The sequence below is a fragment of the Oerskovia sp. NPDC056781 genome (assembly GCF_042789955.1).
In the GTDB taxonomy this organism is placed as follows: Bacteria; Actinomycetota; Actinomycetes; order Actinomycetales; family Cellulomonadaceae; genus Oerskovia; species Oerskovia rustica.
Genome location: NZ_JBHUAD010000380.1, coordinates 1 through 2,017, shown reverse-complemented (window position 1 = coordinate 2,017; position 2,017 = coordinate 1). Strand labels below are relative to the sequence as shown.

At 68.5% G+C, this 2,017-nt stretch carries 1 protein-coding gene; it reads left to right on the top strand.

Annotated features, from left to right (window positions below; translation table 11 throughout):
• Positions 1-217 precede the first annotated feature (217 nt).
• Positions 218-1,993 carry a 2-isopropylmalate synthase gene (gene leuA, locus ACFRCR_RS18550; RefSeq protein WP_377679652.1) on the top strand — a complete coding sequence of 592 codons (1,776 nt, stop codon included), beginning with the start codon at positions 218-220 and terminating at the stop codon, positions 1,991-1,993.
• Positions 1,994-2,017 lie beyond the last annotated feature (24 nt).

Sequence of the window (2,017 nt, the reverse complement as noted above, 5' to 3'; positions counted from 1 at the left end):
GACGGCGTCACTGTCGTGGCGTCGTCGGCCCGCCTCTCGCGTGTCGTCCACCGGGACGTCCCTGACCATCGCCCCGGACGGGAGTACAGTGGCAGCGTGCACGTGACTCAGCTGCTCCTCCTTCGTTGCCGCGACGAGGCCCTCTAGGCCGCATCCTCGTCGCGGTGGTCTGGTGTGCCGGCTGAACAGCACCGACGAAGAGATCGCGAAGGACAAGATGAGCACCACGGCCCAGACCCCCCAGACCAGCACCCGTTCGGTACAGCAGCCGTCGGGCATGCCGGTGCACAAGTACGAGCCCTTCCACCAGCAGTTCGACGTGTCGCTGCCGGACCGGACGTGGCCGGACAAGCGCATCGAGAAGGCTCCGCGCTGGTGCGCGGTCGACCTGCGTGACGGCAACCAGGCGCTGATCGAGCCGATGAACGCCGAGCGCAAGCTGAAGATGTTCCAGCTGCTCGTCGACATGGGCTACAAGGAGATCGAGGTCGGTTTCCCGTCGGCCTCGCAGACCGACTTCGACTTCGTGCGCCTGCTCATCGAGGAGGGGCACATCCCGGACGACGTCGTGATCCAGGTCCTGACGCAGTCCCGCGAGCACCTGATCGCCCGCACGTACGAGTCTTTGCGGGGGGCGAAGCAGGCGATCGTGCACCTGTACAACTCGACGTCGCGGCTCCAGCGTGACGTGGTCTTCCGCACCGACCGTGAGGGCATCGTCGCGATCGCGGTGAACGGTGCGAAGCTGTGCCGCAAGTTCGAGGAGACCATCCCGGAGACCGCGGTCTTCTACGAGTACTCGCCCGAGTCGTACACGGGCACGGAGCTCGAGTTCGCGGTGGAGATCTGCAACGAGGTCATCGAGGTCTTCGAGCCGACGCCCGACCGCAAGGTCATCATCAACCTGCCCGCGACGGTCGAGATGGCGACGCCCAACGTCTACGCCGACTCGATCGAGTGGATGAACCGCCACCTCGCGCACCGCGAGAACGTCGTCCTGTCGCTGCACCCGCACAACGACCGCGGGACGGCAGTGGCTGCCGCGGAGCTGGGCTACCAGGCCGGTGCGGACCGTATCGAGGGCTGCCTGTTCGGCAACGGCGAGCGCACGGGCAACGTCTGCCTGGTGACGCTCGGCATGAACCTGTTCAGCCAGGGCATCGACCCGGAGATCGACTTCTCCGACATGGACCGCATCCGCCGCACGGTCGAGCACTGCAACCAGATCGCCGTGCACGAGCGTCACCCGTACGCGGGGGACCTGGTCTTCACCGCGTTCTCGGGCTCGCACCAGGACGCGATCAAGAAGGGCCTCGACGCCATGGCCGCCGAGGCCGAGGCCGCGGGCAAGGGCGTCGACGACCTGGTGTGGGGCGTGCCGTACCTGCCCATCGACCCCAAGGACGTGGGTCGGTCGTACGAGGCCGTGATCCGCGTCAACTCGCAGTCGGGCAAGGGCGGCATCTCGTACCTGCTGCAGTCCGAGCGTCACCTGGACCTGCCGCGGCGTCTGCAGATCGAGTTCTCGCGCGTCGTCCAGGCGTTCACGGACGCGGGCGGGCAGGAGGTCACGGGCGACGACATCTGGCGGATCTTCTCGGACGAGTACCTGCCGGCGGCCCCCGAGTCGGGCCTGGAGCAGTGGGGCCGGCTGAAGCTGCGCGGGACCCGCGCGGTGTCGTCGGAGGACGGCCCCGACACCCTGGCGGTCGACGTGCTGGACCGCGGCGAGCACCTGACGCTCGAGGGCTCGGGCAACGGCCCGGTCGCGGCGTTCGTCGACGCGATAGCGCACGTCGGCGTCGAGGTCCGCGTCCTGGACTACGCCGAGCACGCGCTCTCGGAGGGTGGTGACGCGACGGCCGCCGCGTACGTCGAGTGCCAGGTCGGCGACGACGTCCTGTGGGGCGTCGGCATCGACCCGTCGATCACCACGGCCTCGCTCAAGGCGATCGTCTCGGCCGTGAACCGTGCGGAGCGCCCCGAGGGCTGATTCCTCGACCGACGGGTCCCGTGC

Excerpts from the sequence above, each read along its gene's own strand:
- leuA (WP_377679652.1), top strand. The coding sequence starts at position 218 with ATGAGCACCACGGCCCAGACCCCCCAGACCAGCACCCGTTCGGTACAG.